A 17,925-nucleotide genomic window follows, 5' to 3' on the forward strand; every position below is an offset into this window, starting at 1 on the left:
ACCCCTCCAAAAAAATATTAAAATTGCGTACTACAATGGTAATTATACCAAAGTTATACTCGTTTGAAACCTTCACCCAGAACTTCATAAGCATCAGAAACAATCACAAACGCAGTCGGGTCAACGGTTTTAATGATTTGTTTCAGCTTTGTGAACTCTGATTGATACACAACCACCATTAGCATCAGGCGTTCTTCACCGGTATAACCTCCAAATGCAGGCACCTTCGTAACTCCTCGATCAATATCCGCATAAATTGCATCACGGATTTCATCTTGTTTGTTAGATATTATATACACCATTTTTGATTGGCTAAAACCTAACTGAACAATGTCGATGGTCTTTGTCGTTACAAAAAGTCCAATTAATGCATATAAGCCTTTTTCCAAATCAAAGACCAATGCTGCACTAATCGCAATAATACCGTCGATAAAAAGAACACTTGTCCCTAATGTAAGCCCAGTATATTTCGTAATAATTTGGGCTAATAAATCAGTTCCACCAGTAGAAGCATTCCCTTTAAATACGAAACCAATACCTAATCCAACAATAATTCCACCAAAAAGAGCCGCTAATAATGCATTTGTTGTTAAAGCTCCTATGTCTGCAAACACGATAACAAAGAATGGCAAGGCTAAAGTACCAACAAATGATTTTAGCCCGAAATTCTTGCCTAAAAAGAATACACCTGCAATAAACAGCGGAATATTAAACGCATATTGAACAATACCTGCATTCCATCCAAAAAGACCATTCAAAATGGTACTAATCCCACTGACGCCTCCGGAAGCTACTTGATTGGGGAATAAAAATGCATTAAATCCAAATGCTATTACTGCTGCTCCCAGAAGTACATAAATGTATTCCTGAATAATATCTTTTGTAGAATTAGATACATTATTCTTATTAATTTTACTCATATATTTCCTCACTCACATCAATTTCTCATTTTCAAAATTTCATCTGCATGATTATAACAAACAACCTGGGAAAAGAGAACTTTAGTAAGATGAAGGAATTTTTGCTAACGAAATTTACTTTGATTTCATATCTTTTCAACTAAAAAAGACAGCCTCAAAATAAGGCTGCCAAACAAATCACATACTTAGTCTTCTTTAAAAATAGTCGACCTTTGGTTACGGTTTTCAAACATTTCTGCCGCTAATTCTTTTGCTCCTTCATATCTACAACGCAATCAGTATGGTTGCGGATATTTTCTGCCATCAAGTGCTCGAGTGAAGAGCATCCATTTTTACTATGCTTTTACTAAATAGTCTTCAAACCATGACACAATATGTTCTAATCGTTCAATTCGTAAATTTGGCGTTCCCGTACGAGACAGATTATGATTATTGTCTGGGAAGCGAACAAAGCTTGTTTCTTTCCCCATTGATTTTAACGTGATAAATAACTGCTCTGCTTGTTCAATCGGGCAACGGAAATCAAGTTCACTATGCAGGATCAATAGCGGTGTCTCGATATTCTTGGCATATTTCAACGGAGAATGCTCCCACAGTTTTTCCGGGTCGGTCATATCTGTACCGATTTGCCATGGCGTGAAGTAATAACCGATATCCGAGACACCAAAGAAACTTACCCAGTTTGAAATACTGCGTTGTGTTACTGCTGCTTTAAAACGATTTGTCTGTCCAACAATCCAGTTTGTCATAAAGCCGCCATAGCTGCCACCTGTTACACCTAGACGCGTCTCATCAATCCATGTTTCCTCACCTAGAACAAAATCAAGTCCAGCCATAATATCCTCATAATCTCCACCACCATAGTCTCCACGCACACCATTAACAAACTCCTGGCTATAGCCATGGCTGCCGCGTGGATTTACATAGAGGACACCATAACCTTGTGCAGTCAGCAATTGAAGTTCATGGAAGAATGAGTTGGCGTACATCGTATGAGGTCCACCATGTATTTCAACAATTAATGGATATTTCTTATTCTCTTCAAAATTAGCAGGTTTCATCAACCAGCCATGAACTTGTACATCATTTGTACTCTTATAGACAATCGGCTCTGCTTTAGATAGTCTTACTTCATTTAGCCATTCTTCATTGAAATGAGTGACTTGGTTTCTCTCACCTTTTGCAATTTCATAAACAAATAACTCACCGGGGAAGGTCGGGTTCGATACTGCTATAATTGCAAATTGGCCATCCTTTGAAACTGTATAATCATAGACATGCTCACCCTCCGGAGAAGCAGGATAAATGGCCCCTTCTAAGCTGGCATAATAAAGCTGCACATCTCCTAAGTTTGAAAGTTGGAAGTATAGGTCATTTGTGTCTGTCCAAATAATGCTTGGAGCATTCACCCCTTGCTGCGTATCCGCAACCGCATAATCACCAACCGGGCAATCAATACTCTCTGTTAAATTATGAGTAACGCCATTTTCGATATCATAAATATAAACATTTGAATGGGTCGCATTTTTGAATGTGGCATCACTGCCAGAATAGGCAATATATCGTCCATCATATGAAAATTTCGCGCCACCATAGTAGCCCTCATGATTCACTAACACCGTTTCTTCTTTCGTTTCGACATCTACCATAATTAATGGCTGGCTAAAATCATAATCATTCTGCTCCTTGCGATTTACACCAATAACCACCTTTTTACCATCTGGTGAAATATCATATAAGGAATGAGAATGATTTCCTTCAGAAAATTGTTCGATAGATTCGTCCTTTAAAGAAAGGATGGCAATTTGGGAGTGGACTCCTTGTTTTGTTAACCCATGTCCCTTCAAACCATCCGCTTTATATCGCATTTTATCCACTATATAAGCTTTTGGCTTTTCTTTATCTTCATTTTCTTTTTCGGCTTTGTCCGTAAATGCAGCATCCTCTTTCAAACTGCTTGTAATCCAGATTTTCTCACCGCATGGAGACCATAGAAAGGAGTTAATATCTGATTCAACATTGGTGATCTTTTTAGCTTCCCCACCACTTTTATTCATAATATACAATTGACTTTTTTCATTGCGATTTGAGATAAAGGCAACCTGATTACCATCCGGCGACCATTTCGGCGAGGAAATGCGTTCATTCCCAAAAGTCCATTGAGTTACTTTTTGAGTCTCCACATTAAAGTGAAAAATTTCCGAGAAATATTGATTTTCCTTTTCATCTATCTTCGTTTTGATAAATACAGCTTCTTTGTCATTTGGAGAAAGCTGTGGATTTGTAACAGATTGAATTTTGAACAAATCCTCTTTTTCTACTACTCTTTTTTCTACCATCATTTCCACCCTTTCAAAATAATATTTCGATTTCCGTAATATAAATTTTATCACTCCTTCATCCTATGTCAAACAATTTCTAAAAATCAAAATTGTTCGGGTGCCAGGCACCCAAACAACTAAAAAAAGTGATGTCTCGTTTCTGAGGCATCACTTCAATACGCTATTTAGCTTTGACGATTTCTTTTAAGGAACGACGAAGTATTTTCCCGGTTGAGCTTTTTGGGAGTTCATCCAATAGCTCAATTACTTTGGGTACTTTATATTTCACAAGTCGCTGTGCACAGAAGTCCTGGAGCTCTTCTACCGACGTTTCGCCATCTTTTAATACGACATAAGCATGAACTGCTTCTCCTAGATTTACATCCGGAAAACCAACCACTGCCGCTTCGACTACATTTGGATGTGTAAACAATACTTCTTCTACTTCACGCGGATAGACATTGAACCCTCCAACGATGATCATATCTTTTTTGCGATCTACAATGTAGAAATAGCCATCTTCATCCTTTTTTGCCAAATCCCCGGTATATAACCATTCGCCCCTTATAGCATTCGCTGTTTCTTCAGGCATTTTATAATAGCCCTTCATCACATTTGGACCACGAACGATCAGTTCTCCAACTTCACCTACCGGCACTTCTGTCCCGTATTCATCCACTACTTTGTTTTCAACATTTAATATGGACATTCCAATGGAGCCAGCTTTTCGTTCACGATCAAGTGGATTAAAGCACGTTACTGGTGATGCCTCTGATAGTCCATATCCCTCTGAAACTTTAACTTTAAACTTCTCTTCAAAATCATGCAGGACTTGAACCGGTAATGGTGCTCCTCCAGATACAGCGAGTCGTAAAGTAGAGAATTGTCCAGCATCCCCATCAAATTGATACAGGAAATTATACATTGTCGGTACACCAGCAAAAACGGTTGCTTTTTGACTACCCGCAAGTTCATAAATTTCACCCGGGCTAAAACGAGGTGCTAACAATACTGTAGCTCCTTGAAGAAGTGGTGCATTAACAACAACCGTTAAGGCAAATACATGGAATACCGGCAATGTCGCAATTACCCGATCTTCAGGAGTCATGCTTAGGTATTCGCCCACATCACGGGCATTAGAATATAGATTGCGATGTGTCAACATAGCACCTTTCGGATATCCAGTTGTTCCTGATGTATATAAAATAACCGCTACATCCTCTTCTTCTACGTAAACCGGGTCAATCGATTGTGTTGTTTGAGCAAGCATTTGAGAGAAAAGTTTCGTTTTCTCTTGTGCACTATTTGAGAGCGCATTCAATTTTTCGCCTATATCTTCGCTTGTTTCACAAATGATATAGTTTTCTACCTGTGGTAATACTTTCACCCCTGTTTCCACTAAAGGCAGTAACAAATCAAGTGCAATAACCGTCTTTACATCACCATTTTGAAGAATATAAGCAATCTCATCTTGCGTGTACATCGGATTTACAGGAATTGCCGTTGCTCCGATTCGCATAGTGGCATACAACGAGATTAAAAAATGTGGTGTATTACCTAACAAAAACGCCACATGATCCCCTTTTTCTATCCCTAGATGCCTAAGACCTGCTGCAAATCTACTAACAGTTTGTTCAAATTCACCGTATGTAGTGTCTCTCCCTAAAAAATGATATGCATGTTTTTCGGGTTGTTCTAATGCGGTTTGTCGAACACGTTCAACTAAATTCAAAACACCCATCCCCTTTGCATTTGGCTTTCGTTCACAATTTATGTAAACAAAGCAAAAATGAATAACTATTCATTTACCAAATATTATAAATTAAATATATTAATAAAACAATAAATTTTTGTACCTTATGTCGCATTTTTTATCGAAAATCAGATATTATTCTATTTATAACATTCTCTTTGCTAATCTCTTACATGTGCGATATATCGCCATCGTATTAAATTAAAATATATAATCTCTATAATAATTAAAAAAACAAATGCAAATACAACTTCTTTTACAATGGAGACATTTGCAAAATTCTTCATTATATTTTGCAGTGCGAAAAACGCGAATAGACTATGACATAGAGCGATACCCCAAGGCAAGAAAAATTGAGGAAATAGTAGCTTTGTTACTAAGGATTTCAACTCATTATTTGAAATCCCCATACGTTTTAAGACATCGAATTTCTTCTTCTCCGCCTCTAAGCTTGTGTGGAGTTTGAAATAAATAAAGCTTCCTGCTGCCAGTAAAAATACTGCTGCTACTAATAACCCCACTAAAGTAAATAAAGAATAGGTGGATAATATATAGGAATAATTCAATCCTGCATTCTCAAAATAATATGGCAGTTTATATTCTTCCTTTAAATACTCTTCCGACACTTCTTGTTGAAGAGCTACTGCTATATTCTCCGCCTCCATCCACTGTGGAATATCAAAAGTAAATAAGTGGTATCCTGGTTCTACATGTGGATATATATTATACGGCTTTACTAATCTTCTAAAATCTACATCACTTACAATAATGGAATTTAAGCTTACGATAGATGAAGGAAAAATAAGCTCTGGATACACTTGATCAATCGTAATCTCAACATCATTTTCAAGTAAAACGGTTTCTACCCTTTTCTTTGACAATTCTTTGATCGAATCCTCCGAATAGGGAATAAACATCGCTTCTCCTCTAGCTAATCGAACCAACGGATATCCATAAGAAAACAGCAAATTATTGATATCTGACTCTTTAAAAACCTCTACTTCAAACTTTGTGAAGGAAGATGTCTGCTTTAATACTGTAAAACGTGTTAAATTATAAGATAATTCTTTATCCTCCAACTCAGCTACAATAGAGGAAATATGCTCGTGCTCTTTTGGATTATCAATATGGCCTTTATAAATTAACCCTAAGGGATTCAATTTATCATATTGAGAAGTATAGGAAGATAGAGTAGCAAGTAACCCAATCGATAGGAAAGCCATTGTTGTTACGATTGTCATAACGAAAAACATCTTCCCATTATTTTTCAGTACAAAAGTTTGTTCTGCCAAAGGTAGCATTCTTGATTTTTTCCAATAGATAAGCTTTCTATTTTTTACTTTGTCAACAAAATACTGCGTTGTATCTGTAAAGAACAAATAGGTTCCAAATATAATCAAGAACGGGATAAAAACTGAAAATATAATCATCGTGGATCGTGTCGTCAAGAGTGCCAGCACATATCCACCAAGAATAAGAACAATGCCAAGAATTGCTTTCTTTCTCGTAAAGTCTACATCGATTTGAATATTTTTGTATCCATTTAACAGATCAATTACTTTTCGTTCAGGTGAAAAATGTACACTAAATACCGAGATAAGGATAAACGCACTAAAATAAACTGCAATGGTTAATAAAAACGGCTCCCAGGATAGGTATAAAGGCAAATCTTCCAGCATGAGAATTTCACGAACAATCATAAAGAAAAATTTTGAAAAGGCATAACCAAAGATAATTCCAAGTAAGATGGAGATTGAACCAATGATAATGGTCTCTAAAAAAATCAATCTTGAAAGCTGTTTTCTTTCCATTCCTAAATGAAGCAGGATGGCAAATTCCTTCGCTCTAGCCTCCAAAAAAGCTTTCATCGAGTAAAATATAAAGAACCACGAAAACACCACTAATATGACTTCCGCCACAACCATCCAAATAATCGGCACATTTCCTAAAAACCCATTTTCAATTTCAGGGTGAAACATGAGCATGGAATAAATGAAAAATACGAATACCGAAAAAAAACTCGCCATAAAAAATGCCGCATATATCCGGATATTTCGAATGACGTTACGGTAAGCGAATTGATGAAAGGTCACCTACTTGTCCTCCCCCTAATAAACTAAGTACATTAAGTATTTTTTGGAAAAACGTTTGGCGCCTGTCATCACGGTGAATTTCATTGAAAAACTCCCCATCTTTTATGAACAGCACCCGATCACAATAACTCGAAGCTATTGGATCATGCGTTACCATAATGATGGTTGACTGCCTTTCTTTATTAATATTGCTTAACAATTCAAGAACTTCCCGTGTATTATTCGAATCTAGATTACCGGTTGGTTCATCTGCTAAAATAATGGCGGGTTCATGGATTAAGGCCCTGGCGATTGCCACTCTCTGTGCCTGTCCCCCTGAGATTTCATTCGGCCGTTTATGTAGAATGGCCGTTAAATCCAACCTTTCAGCCAGAAGCCTTAAACGTTCTTCCATTACCTTCACCGGTATTTGGTCTAATGTTAATGGGAGCACTATATTTTCTTCTACTGTAAGCATTGGCAGTAGATTAAAATCCTGAAAGACAAATCCAAGCTCTCGCCTTCTAAAGTAAGCTAGTTCTGTTCCATTTAAATTTTGCGGCTTCATATCATTGAAAATAATCTCTCCCGATGTAGGTCGATCTATCGTTGAAATGAGATTGAGCAATGTCGACTTACCACTGCCCGATGGCCCCATCACAGCTAAAAATTCTCCCTTTTCAACCTCAAAAGAAAGCTGGTTTAGTGCACGATTTGTCACTTTCCCTTCATATACCTTTGTCACATCTTGTACTTGTAATATTGACATCGTTTCTTCCCTCTCTGACTTAAAGTTCATTCTAGGAGAGTGGCCGCTGCTTACTGAAATGTAAGCGTGATTGTCGTACCTACCCCTACTTCTGATTCAATTTCGAATTGATGACCCAGTTTTTCACAGATTTCACTTGCCAAATATAAGCCCATTCCTGTGGATTCACCTGTTTTTCGTCCATTTTCCCCAGTGAAAAAGGCTTTTGTCACTCTCGTTAAATCAGATTTAGGAATCCCGATTCCTTCATCACGAATCGTTAATTTTACTGCCGAATTGTCTTTCGTTGCTGCGACAATAATACGTTTATTCTGTTCAAATGTGTATTTTACAGCATTTGTTATAAATTGCCCCAGAATAAATTTTAACCATTTTGAATCGCTGGCAACGATTAAATCCTCATCTATTTGCGTTTCAGGGAAGACGCGATTTGTAATAAATAAACGCTTATTTTCATTGATAGTTGCATTCACGATATGTTTGAGGCACACTTGCTCAATTTGCATATCATCCTCAAACCTATCAAGCCTCGCATTCATTAACACCATTTCAAGTCCTCTTTTAATGCGATCCACTTCTTCCTGAACACTTTTCTTATCAAGTGGTTCATCTTCCTGCAATAACAATTCCAATACGGATACAGGTGTTTTCATTTGGTGTATCCATTGGTTTAAAAACTTTTCCTGTCTATTTTGAGAGGCATATAAAACCTGCACCTCATGCTGATACACACGATACAACTCTTGCAGATAGCTTTCCGTTTGGCAATGTTCTGATGACTTTGCATTCTTTTGCAGGGCATCCTCCATTGTTTGGGGTAAATAGGTGATTTTATTTAGGTAGCTTTGTCGTCTAAAATACCGTAAACCTAGAAATGAAATGATGAGAATAATACTAATAATCATTGTGTAAATCGCGGTACTCATATTTCGAAATCCATCTAACCAATACAGCGACAAAATAAAAAGCACAAGAAGTACTTCAAACAATACGAAGGAAAGATGCTCCCTAATAAATAGCTTTAGCCCCATTACTCTTCCTCCGAATTGAGAACAAAGCGATATCCCGCTCCTCGCACTGTCTCCACCACAGAATGCACACCATAATCAGCCAACTTCTTCCTTACTCGCGTCATATTCACATTAAGTGTATTTTCATCTACGAAGGCTTGATCGTCCCAGAGTTCTTCAAGTAATTTTTCTCTCGAAACTACCTTTGGAGCTTGTCCCATAAGCAAGTCCAAAATAATGCATTCCTTTTTTTGCAATGGAATCTCAATATCTTTTTTGTGCAATTCCATTCGTTCAAGGTATAAAGTTAGTTGTCCCAAAGAAATTGTTCTTTCTTCTTGTCGAGAAGAGTATTCGCCATAAGTTCTTCTTAAATGACTTCGAATCTTGGCCAGGACAATCTCATAATTAAACGGCTTTGTGATAAAATCATCTCCACCATTTTCCAATGCGAAAATTTGGTCCATTTCTCCTGAACGTGCTGAAATGAAGATGATTGGGCATTTTGTATGCTGTCTTAACTGCCTGCACCAATAATACCCATCATAAGAAGGCAAATTAATATCCAACAAGATCAGATGAGGTGCAAAGGCTACGCTTTCTTCCACAATCCCTTCAAAGCTTTTAACTATTTCAACTTCATATTGATATTTTCTTAATGTATCTGCTAAAAGTGAGGCGATTTTTTGATCATCCTCGACTATAAAAATTCGTGTCGTTTCCATATTCATTCCTCCATTCTTCTACTGGAATGTTTTTTATTTTAAAAGTACGGCATATTTCCGTTTCATTATGATTCTCTAATGTATTTCATGATTTCATGCTACCTTAACAGTGTATCAAAAAACAGGTCCTCCATAAACAGGAGCCGACGTATGCAAATTCATCTTGTTAATTAATTTTCATTTGGTGAATCTAGATCAAAGTAATCCACACAGAAATTTTTACAATAAAAAAAGACTCTAAAACATTTAGAGTCACTTTTTTTATAATTTTAAGAATATCTAGGCCCGCTATGAAACGCGTTCACTTTTAATAAATTAACTTTAAAAATTCTTCTTTTGTTACTGCGCCAAAATAATGTGTTGTGTCAATCTCTTCTAATGCTTGAGCGATGCTTGAACGCTCATACTTCACACCGACTAATCGGTTCTCAATATCCGTAACGTCCCCAACACCAAAGAAGTCACCAAAAATTTTAATTTCTTCAATAATGCCTTTATTCACCTCTAGGCGGATATCAATTCCACCTGAAGGGAATCGATTTGTTTTTTGAATATTAAAGCGTGGAGATTTCCCATAGTTCCATTCCCATTTTTGATAGCGTTCTTCCGAAATTTCATGGATTCTTTTCCAATCTTCTTCCGTTAGCTCATAATATTGAATATACTCTTCTCCACCAAAGATGGATTTTAATATTTCCATTCTAAAATCTTCAATTGTCATTGGCTCTTTTAAGTAGTCCGATATATTCCCTACACGAGAGCGAATCGACTTGATTCCTTTTGATTCAATTTTATCTTTTTTCACCTTTAGAGAAGACGCTACTGCATCAACATCTGTTTTAAAAAGTAAAGTACCGTGGCTGAACATTCTACCTCTAGTTGAATACTGCGCGTTCCCGGAAACCTTGCGACCTTCTGCTAATATATCATTTCGCCCCGATAATTCTGCATTGACCCCCAATTTCTCCAATGCATCCACAACAGGCTGCGTGAACTTCTTATAATTATGGAAGCTGTTTCCATCGTCTTTTGTTAAAAAACTGAAATTCAAATTATTCAAATCATGATAAACCGCGCCACCACCAGATAAACGTCTTACAACAATGATGCCATTATCTTCAACATAATCTGTATTAATTTCTTCGATTGTGTTTTGGTTTTTCCCAATAATGATGGATGGTTGATTAATATAGAACAATAAAAAATCGTCCTTTTCAATATCCATATTTCGTAGTACAAATTCTTCAATTGCTAAATTTATGCGTGGGTCCGTAATCCCTTTGTTATCAACAAAATACACTGTCTTCACTCCTCTATAGCCTTTATTTTACACGAAAAATTAAGAAAATCACGGTATATGCCATTTATATTGTCTATGGATGCATTTTTATATTTTCCATCTAATTTTACTTCACTTTATTTGGCTTTAAACTCTGTGTAAAACTTACCTGAATGAACATAAATAATATTCCGATACCAATTATGCTTATGATTTGCGAGTTTCCAGAGAACACGGAATAATACATCAGGGCAAACGCCAATATAAATAATCCCCATGAAACAAAAGAATAAATTTTATAAAGTCCCTTTAGCATGACATACTTTTCTCCATCATCAAATTGGTCAAAATATTCTTGTTGATAGTTTTTAGATGCAGGATCCGGCATTTTAAATGTCGGATTTGTAATTTTAGTAATTTTATCACTAGGAAACAAACTTAAGAACGATATCGCCATTAATATAAAACTAACAAGAACAATACTCGGTTGGCTGTCTCTTAATAAAATAAATCCAACAAGTGTTGCAACAGTTGCTAAGGAAAAGGCAACTTGTATGTATACCGTAGCTGAGTAAGCTTTTCTTTCCAACTCCACTTGATGATCATCTTCATCTTCACTTTTCACTTCGAGCAGACTTCCTCGTATTGCTTTGTTTATTTTAAATCGAGCCATTATTAAACAAAAAACAATCAATAAATTAACGGTAAATAATATATTTTCCTCAAGCAGTTGATCGTTAAACCTCGAATTTAGTTCGAATAAACCAAATAAGAAAATCACTGTGTGTATCCCCAACATCTTCACGATAATTCCTCCTCACTAAAAATAAATACATTTTCAATCGGCTCTTGAAATACATTCGCAATTCTCACAGCAATAATTAGGGAGGGCATATATTCGTTTCTTTCAATTAAACTTACCGTTTGTCTAGAAACTCTTGCTTTTTTCGCTAGTTCAGTCTGATTAAGCCCATCCCTCGCCCGTAATTCTTTAAGTCGAGTTTTCATTAATTCACCTCAAATATAGAGTAAATGATTATCGTCATTTTGACAATTATACTAGTCAAAAAGAAAAGTAAACGTTACATATTATGCTAATAAACAAATCATTTACTATCGGTTTTGATAATTTTTATAAATGGTAATCCGTTTTCTGAGTTTAACGCTTAAAAATTATTTTGAAAATTAATATTTTAATAGGCAAATATGTATTGACGAATCCAAACTGTTATAATACAATGAAAATAATTAAATCAGTAATATAACAGATATCCAAAAGGAGGGACGAAGGCATGTTAGAAAACGTTGTTGAGTTTTTCAAAAATTTACCTGACAAAGTATGTGTACAATGTGGAGATAAAATTGAAGAACAAAGCGAATGCTACAGCAGCACTTGCGAGAAATGTAACGCTCTATAGTCGTCGTCAGTTGTTTTATTATTGATTTTGGACCCTCATCTATGAACAGATGAACCTATAAGTAAACTGCTTACACTACAAACCCCTCAAGGCACGCTCATGCTTTGAGGGGTTTTTCGTTGTAGTATTATTCTGGAGAAAACTGCAGTTTAGATGTGTTCATCTTTCATGTGAAGTACTTATAAATGGATGAGTATGTGGCTTCTATCGTACTGTTCTACCTAATTGGCGCTTCCTTTCATCTTACTGATAGTTTTTTCGAAAACCATCCAATGTATTTAAGCATTTCAAAGCTGAGCCCTGCTAAAACGTCCTTCATCAACCCTATGATGGCCATTTTAAAGCTAAATCCCTCTCAGAACGTCCTTCATCCTCCTTATGAAGCCCCTTTCAAGTCTATATCCTGAACAAAACGTCCTTCATTCACCCTATGAAGCCCCTTTCGATGCTAAATCCTGACCAAAACGTCCTTCATCACCCTTATGAAGTCCTTTTCGATTCTAAATCCTCCCCAAAACGTCCTTCATCCTCCTTATGAAGCCCCTTTCAAGGCTAAATCCTCCCCAAAATGTCCTTCATCCTCCTTATGAAGCCCCTTTCAAGGCTAAATCCTCCCCAAAATGTCCTTCATCCTCCTTATGAAGCCCCTTTCAAGGCTAAATCCTACTCAAAACGTCCTTCACCAATAAAATGAAACGCATCAACTTATCTGTAAATCGTCCCCATTAACCAAATGAAACACGTTTCATATAATAACCCGCACTCACTCGAAAAAAACTTCACTAGTTCACCCAAAACATGTTACTCAAACATGCTTTACTTTTAACCGGCATCGGCTTCTTACAGTAAAACCTCGTATACACAAAACAGGTTGTAGAATAACAATCCGTTTTCTACAACCTGCTATATATACATTTACTTTTATTCGTGATCATGTTCACTTTCATCTTGAGCGCCATGGTCCTCATGGTTCATTTCCTCTTCTGTTTCTGAGGTATCATTGCCAGCCCCATGTCCTTCCATATTCATGTCTGTTGAATTGTTGCTATCGTCTTCTTTTACTTGGCTCATATCTGGTTGGCCCACAATAATTTGCTGTTTTGGCATTACGTGCAATCCGCGTGCTGTCGTATGCGCATACATGTAGTACACTCCATCATGATCAAATGTAATTTCTGCTTTATATACACCGTCGGCATCAAGCTCCCCGTCGATCATTTGTGCATCATCGCGGTAACCAGATTCCCACACTTCAAACTCTACAGACTCTGCATCGTTCACATTTTCTTTATTCTGAGTTACATGGGCTGCTAATTCTACTGTTTCGTTAGCCTCTACTTCCTCGGGTGTTTGGATGTCCACAATTACTTCCAATGCAGCAGCATCTACCGGCTCTTTGTTTGTATCTACTTCTGACTCATTTGATGAGCAGCCAATTAGTAATGCCGGCACTGCTACTAAACTTAGTAACCATTTTTTCATATATCTATCCTCCATTGCTATTATGTCATGCTAATGTTTGGCTTTTCTAATACTATTTTAGTCAAAATGGGAATGTTTGAACCACCCATAGTATAACGTACTCACGCAAAAATACTATCGATAAAATTGTGAACTATTCTAACGATCAATTCTTTTGCCAACGCTTCGTCTTGTATAAAAAAAAGAGTTGCCCCTGTATTTGTGAGGCAACTCCTCAGACTGTTGAAAAACGCTCGCATACAGCGTTGGTTGCCTCGTTCGTCCCCTCATGAACATTTTGTTCTATTCGGGTCTTCACTCGTCTGCCGCCATGTCTGGCATACTTTTCAAGTCAGTCTGGTTATTCATCCTATTCAAGCCTTATCTATATATTAAGCATTTTGTAATTCAAACATATTATTCAACAATTCTATAGCAATCTTTTTACCTTGCAATACACAATCGGGTACACTTATTCCATCGTAAGAACTGCCGACAAGCTTTACATTTGGAAATTCAGCATATAAATACTGTTTTATGTCTTCGATACGGTGGTCATGGCCAACAGTATATTGAGGCATTGATTCCTTCCATCTTGAAACGACTGTAAATAAAGGAGCCTGACTTAACCCAATTGCTTTTTCTAGATCTTGCAATACCGTTTTCTCGATATCGCTATCTGATAGCTCCACAATGGCTTCATCTCCAACACGCCCAATGTATACGCGGAGCAAATCGTATCCATCCGGTGCCACATCGTTCCATTTATGATTGCACCATGTACATGTCGTGATGGCAAAGTCACTATTTCTCGAAACAAAAAAGTTCATGGCGTCCTTATACTTCTTGGAATCTTCCTGTTTAAAAGCCATAGTAACCGTGGCAATCGTTGCATATTGCATTTTTGGAAGTCCATCAAATAGCCCTGAATGATCTAATACCGCTTTAGCTTCATTAAAGGGTGTTGTCATAATGACCCCATCACATTTAATAGGTGCAATATTGTTTGAAAAAATTTGAACAGTTCCATCATTCAGTTGGTCGATGGATTCTACTTTTACACCTTTTAAAATTGTACTTGGAGATAATTGCGACACCAAAGATTCAATTAAAGTTTCTAAACCATTTTGGAATGTCTGATAGTTTTCAATATGGTCATTTCTTAATGTTTCACTGGATTTTTTTAAGCCAAGAATCAAACTGCGATGTTGTTTCTCCAGTTGATAAAACTGAGGGAACATTGCCTTAATACTTAAATGGTCAATATCTCCTGCAAAAGTTCCTGCAAGTAATGGTTCAACTAAATTTTCTACAACTTCTTTGCCAAAGCGACGTCTGAAGAAATCACCAATTGGTTCATCCTCATCATCTTTTATCTTTGGTAATAGTAAGTCTCCTGCAGCTCGAAGCTTACCACTTAAAGAGAATAAACTGGAAGTAATGAATGAAGAGACTTCAAGTGCCCCACCGTACATTAGGAGATTCGGTATGGGATGCAAATTACTACCTACCGCTACATAAGTTCGCCCATTGTTATTCTGAACCATCTGCTGTTCAATTCCCAAATCCTTCGCCAATTCGCGAACACTGTTTTTATAGTCTAAAAAAGATTCAGGACCACGTTCAACGATAAACCCATCTTTTCGTAAAGTTTGGATTTTCCCACCTAGACGTAGTGAAGATTCGATCAAAACAACATCAACCGGCAAGTTGTTAAGTTCTGCTGATCTTTGTAAATAGTATGCTGCTGTTAGCCCAGTGACGCCACCACCTATTACAGCGACTTTTCGTCTCTCCCCTGTCACCCTTATCACACTTCCCACATTCGATTTAATGCGCTAATTTATTATAAATCGCGTCAACCATTGCATCTATGAATAGAGGATGCGTGTTTGGCATAGGAGGACGATGATAATTCGCTCCAAGCTCATCACATACCACTTTACATTCATAGTCATTATCATATAAAACTTCTAAATGCTCCGTAACAAATCCTACTGGAATATATACAAATGAACGGTAACCTTTTTCCTCATAAAGTTCACGAGTTAAATCTTGAACATCCGGCCCTAACCAAGGCTCTGGCGTTTGACCAGCTGATTGCCATCCTACTTCAACGTTTTTAACGCCCGTAGCTTCTTGAATTAAACGAGCTGTTTCAATCAACTGCTCTTCATATGGATCGCCTGCTTCTTTAATCTTCTCTGGTAAAGAGTGGTTCGAAACGATTAAGCACGCTTTTTCTCGTTCTTCATCAGACATATCCGCAAATGCAGCATTTACGGCTTGCTTCCAATATTCTATGAACTTTGGTTCGTAATACCAAGATTCTACTGATGTTAACTTCAGATTGCTGCCTAATTTTTCGATTGTTTCTTTTGCACGGCCATTGTAAGATTTGATGGAAAATGTTGAGAAATGTGGCGCCAGTACGATAGAAACTGCTTCTTCAATACCTTCATTGACCATTGCTTCTACTGCATCTTCAATGAAAGGATCAATGTGCTTTAAACCGATATATAATTTATATTCCACTTCATCTTGCACTTCGTTTAAACGAGCCTCCAAGCTTTGAGCTTGTTTTTTTGTCATTTCAGCAAGGGGGGAAATGCCGCCAATTGCTTTGTAACGGCTTTTTAAATCTTCTAGATGCTCTTCTGAAGGTTTACGGCCATGACGAATATGTGTGTAATATCTTTCAATATCTTCTTCTTTGTATGGCGTTCCATATGCCATAACTAATAATCCACGTACTGGTTTCAATTTGTTCACCTCATAATTTTATTCAATTTATGATTATTTTCTAGTTAAGTAACACCATTTTTCTTAAGCTAAACTATTATCAGATCGTTTACTCTTGCCTGCTAGTTTAGTTGGCTTACGCGCTCACGGCTATACTCATGAATGAAAGTTGTAAGACGTTTTAACACATCCGGATTTACTTCAGGGAAGACTCCATGACCTAGATTGAAAATGTGGCCAGGTACTTCAAGTCCTTGATCGATAATATCTTTTGTTCGTTGCTCAATTACAGACCAATCTGCAAGCAGCAATGAAGGATCAAGGTTACCTTGCACTGTTTTCATAACACCTAACTCACGTGCTTTTCGAATTGGCATACGCCAATCTAAGCCGACAACATCGATTGGAAGGTCATTCCATTCGTTGATTAAGTGACTTGCCCCAACACCAAATTGAATTAATGGTACGTTTTCTTTGCGTAGCTCGCCAAAAATACGAGTCATTACTGGTTTAATGAATACTCGGTAATCCTCTACATTTAATGCACCAACCCAAGAGTCGAAAATTTGAATTGCTTTAGCGCCTGCTTCAACTTGTGCAGCAATATCTGCGATAATCATATCACCAAGTTTGTCCATTAAAGCAAACCAGCTACGCGGTTCTGATACCATAAATGATTTCGTTTTATTGTAGTTGCGAGAAGGACCGCCTTCAATCATGTAACTTGCTAAAGTGAACGGCGCACCTGCAAAGCCAATTAACGGAACATTCAATTGCTCTTGCGTCAGCAATTTAATTGTTTCCAATACAAATGGTGTATGTTCTTTCGCATTGAATTCCCCGAGTTTTTCAACATCGGCAACTGTACGGATAGGGTTCGAAATGACAGGGCCAACGCCTGCTTTAATTTTCACGTCAACACCAATTCCTGGGAGTGGCGTTACAATATCCTTATAAAGAATTGCCGCATCCACATTATAGTTTTCTACCGGTAATCTTGTTACATAAGCACATAATTCCGGCTGATGTGTAATTTCTTCAAGAGAATACTTTTCTTTAATTGCACGGTATTCGGGTTGAGAACGGCCTGCTTGACGCATATACCATACTGGAGTGTAGTCTGTACGCTCGCCCTTTGCTGCGCGCAGTAATGTATCATTAAATGCTTTCATCTTTGTACCTTCCCCTCAATCATTAATCAATTCAGTTTTGGCATATTTCGTAGCCTCTTCCAAGTAGGCGTTTTAGGATTGTAAGCCTTTTCTTACCAAAACGAATTTTATTCAACAAGATCGTTATTTTCATTAAAATAACTATTTTAACCAAACAAACATTGTAAATGTGTCATTGATATCCGTTTTCAAATATATACTTTTAGCGAGATATTGTATAGTTTTATCGACCAAATGTCATAAAATTGTCCTATACACTAAGGTTTTCCATCATAAGTTTTGA

15 protein-coding genes are annotated in these 17,925 nt (G+C 37.1%); 1 reads left to right on the plus strand and 14 read right to left on the minus strand.

The window, feature by feature from the left end:
• Positions 1-53 precede the first annotated feature (53 nt).
• The 10 genes from ACFQU5_RS20080 to ACFQU5_RS20125 all read right to left on the minus strand — a co-directional run bounded on the left by ACFQU5_RS20080 (position 54) and on the right by ACFQU5_RS20125 (position 11,857).
• Positions 54-920 carry a YitT family protein gene (locus tag ACFQU5_RS20080; RefSeq protein ID WP_390291999.1) on the minus strand — a complete coding sequence of 289 codons (867 nt, stop codon included), beginning with the start codon at positions 918-920 and terminating at the stop codon, positions 54-56.
• Between the two features lie 335 nt (positions 921-1,255).
• Entirely contained in the window at positions 1,256-3,259 is a 2,004-nt protein-coding gene (locus ACFQU5_RS20085; protein WP_390292001.1) for a S9 family peptidase, read from the minus strand.
• A 163-nt stretch (positions 3,260-3,422) separates the two neighbouring features.
• Entirely contained in the window at positions 3,423-4,973 is a 1,551-nt protein-coding gene (locus ACFQU5_RS20090) for a fatty acid--CoA ligase family protein (RefSeq protein ID WP_390292003.1), read from the minus strand.
• Between the two features lie 182 nt (positions 4,974-5,155).
• Positions 5,156-7,087, minus strand: a complete 1,932-nt coding sequence (locus ACFQU5_RS20095; protein WP_390292005.1) for an ABC transporter permease — start codon at positions 7,085-7,087, stop codon at positions 5,156-5,158.
• Positions 7,059-7,835, minus strand: a complete 777-nt coding sequence (locus tag ACFQU5_RS20100; protein WP_390292007.1) for an ABC transporter ATP-binding protein — start codon at positions 7,833-7,835, stop codon at positions 7,059-7,061. The genes ACFQU5_RS20095 and ACFQU5_RS20100 overlap by 29 nt, the downstream gene beginning before the upstream one ends.
• 50 nt (positions 7,836-7,885) lie before the next feature.
• On the minus strand, positions 7,886-8,866 hold the full coding sequence (locus ACFQU5_RS20105) for a sensor histidine kinase (RefSeq protein ID WP_390292009.1): 981 nt from the start codon (positions 8,864-8,866) through the stop codon (positions 7,886-7,888).
• Positions 8,866-9,570 carry a response regulator transcription factor gene (locus ACFQU5_RS20110; protein WP_390292011.1) on the minus strand — a complete coding sequence of 235 codons (705 nt, stop codon included), beginning with the start codon at positions 9,568-9,570 and terminating at the stop codon, positions 8,866-8,868. The genes ACFQU5_RS20105 and ACFQU5_RS20110 overlap by 1 nt, the downstream gene beginning before the upstream one ends.
• Positions 9,571-9,877: 307 nt before the next feature.
• Positions 9,878-10,870: a lipoate--protein ligase gene (gene lplA, locus ACFQU5_RS20115; protein WP_390292013.1), complete on the minus strand. Its 993-nt coding sequence runs from the start codon at positions 10,868-10,870 to the stop codon at positions 9,878-9,880.
• Positions 10,871-10,976: 106 nt separating this feature from the next.
• On the minus strand, positions 10,977-11,648 hold the full coding sequence (locus tag ACFQU5_RS20120; RefSeq protein WP_390292087.1) for a DUF3169 family protein: 672 nt from the start codon (positions 11,646-11,648) through the stop codon (positions 10,977-10,979).
• A gap of 2 nt (positions 11,649-11,650) precedes the next feature.
• The gene (locus ACFQU5_RS20125) at positions 11,651-11,857 is read right to left on the minus strand and encodes a helix-turn-helix transcriptional regulator (protein ID WP_390292015.1); all 207 of its coding nucleotides are present in this window, start codon (positions 11,855-11,857) and stop codon (positions 11,651-11,653) included.
• 284 nt (positions 11,858-12,141) lie between these two features.
• Here ACFQU5_RS20125 and yhfH point away from each other — a divergent pair, with 284 nt between their 5' ends.
• Positions 12,142-12,267 carry a protein YhfH gene (gene yhfH, locus ACFQU5_RS20130; RefSeq protein WP_282991232.1) on the plus strand — a complete coding sequence of 42 codons (126 nt, stop codon included), beginning with the start codon at positions 12,142-12,144 and terminating at the stop codon, positions 12,265-12,267.
• Between the two features lie 921 nt (positions 12,268-13,188).
• Here the strand turns inward: yhfH and ACFQU5_RS20135 are convergent.
• The 4 genes from ACFQU5_RS20135 to hemE all read right to left on the minus strand — a co-directional run bounded on the left by ACFQU5_RS20135 (position 13,189) and on the right by hemE (position 17,642).
• Positions 13,189-13,749 carry a FixH family protein gene (locus ACFQU5_RS20135; RefSeq protein WP_390292017.1) on the minus strand — a complete coding sequence of 187 codons (561 nt, stop codon included), beginning with the start codon at positions 13,747-13,749 and terminating at the stop codon, positions 13,189-13,191.
• Between the two features lie 371 nt (positions 13,750-14,120).
• A complete protein-coding gene (hemY, locus tag ACFQU5_RS20140; RefSeq protein WP_390292019.1) occupies positions 14,121-15,542 on the minus strand; it encodes a protoporphyrinogen oxidase in 1,422 nt (473 codons plus the stop codon).
• 16 nt (positions 15,543-15,558) lie between these two features.
• Positions 15,559-16,491: a ferrochelatase gene (hemH, locus tag ACFQU5_RS20145; protein WP_390292021.1), complete on the minus strand. Its 933-nt coding sequence runs from the start codon at positions 16,489-16,491 to the stop codon at positions 15,559-15,561.
• 101 nt (positions 16,492-16,592) lie between these two features.
• Positions 16,593-17,642 (minus strand): uroporphyrinogen decarboxylase, encoded by a 1,050-nt coding sequence (gene hemE / locus ACFQU5_RS20150; protein ID WP_390292023.1) that lies wholly within the window; start codon positions 17,640-17,642, stop codon positions 16,593-16,595.
• Between the last annotated feature and the right edge of the window lie 283 nt (positions 17,643-17,925).

It is taken from the genome of Ureibacillus sp. GCM10028918, assembly GCF_042666115.1.
GTDB lineage: Bacteria > Bacillota > Bacilli > Bacillales_A > Planococcaceae > Ureibacillus.

What these genes read in the sequence shown, in the direction of transcription:
- ACFQU5_RS20080 (WP_390291999.1), bottom strand. Translation starts at nt 920, where the DNA reads ATGAGTAAAATTAATAAGAATAATGTATCTAATTCTACAAAAGATATT.
- ACFQU5_RS20085 (WP_390292001.1), bottom strand. Translation starts at nt 3,259, where the DNA reads ATGGTAGAAAAAAGAGTAGTAGAAAAAGAGGATTTGTTCAAAATTCAA.
- ACFQU5_RS20100 (WP_390292007.1), bottom strand. Translation starts at nt 7,835, where the DNA reads ATGTCAATATTACAAGTACAAGATGTGACAAAGGTATATGAAGGGAAA.
- ACFQU5_RS20105 (WP_390292009.1), bottom strand. Translation starts at nt 8,866, where the DNA reads ATGGGGCTAAAGCTATTTATTAGGGAGCATCTTTCCTTCGTATTGTTT.
- ACFQU5_RS20110 (WP_390292011.1), bottom strand. Translation starts at nt 9,570, where the DNA reads ATGGAAACGACACGAATTTTTATAGTCGAGGATGATCAAAAAATCGCC.
- ACFQU5_RS20120 (WP_390292087.1), bottom strand. Translation starts at nt 11,648, where the DNA reads ATGTTGGGGATACACACAGTGATTTTCTTATTTGGTTTATTCGAACTA.
- ACFQU5_RS20125 (WP_390292015.1), bottom strand. Translation starts at nt 11,857, where the DNA reads ATGAAAACTCGACTTAAAGAATTACGGGCGAGGGATGGGCTTAATCAG.
- yhfH (WP_282991232.1), top strand. Translation starts at nt 12,142, where the DNA reads ATGTTAGAAAACGTTGTTGAGTTTTTCAAAAATTTACCTGACAAAGTA.
- ACFQU5_RS20135 (WP_390292017.1), bottom strand. Translation starts at nt 13,749, where the DNA reads ATGAAAAAATGGTTACTAAGTTTAGTAGCAGTGCCGGCATTACTAATT.
- hemE (WP_390292023.1), bottom strand. Translation starts at nt 17,642, where the DNA reads ATGAAAGCATTTAATGATACATTACTGCGCGCAGCAAAGGGCGAGCGT.